General features: G+C 68.0%; 1 protein-coding gene. It reads right to left on the reverse strand.

What is annotated here, in order from left to right; translation table 11 throughout:
* Positions 1-228 (reverse strand): peptide-methionine (S)-S-oxide reductase (locus OH705_RS29080; RefSeq protein ID WP_267303684.1); only part of this gene is annotated, 228 nt, incomplete at both ends.

A 228-nucleotide genomic window follows, 5' to 3' on the forward strand; every position in this document is an offset into this window, starting at 1 on the left:
GATCTCGGTGGTGATGCCGCCATAGCCCGCCGCGCGCAGCGTCCGCTGGTACGCCTGCAGGCTGGCCTGAGCCGCGGCCTTCTGCTCGGGCGTGTGGCAATAGATGCCTGAGCGGTACTGCGTGCCCACGTCGTTGCCCTGGCGCATGCCTTGGGTGGGGTCGTGGCTCTCCCAGAACACCTGCAGCAGCCGTTCGAACGAGACCTGCGCCGGGTCGTAGACCACCTT

Origin of the sequence: Pseudomonas sp. BJa3 (genome assembly GCF_026343815.1) — a bacterium.
In the GTDB taxonomy this organism is placed as follows: Bacteria; Pseudomonadota; Gammaproteobacteria; order Pseudomonadales; family Pseudomonadaceae; genus Aquipseudomonas; species Aquipseudomonas soli.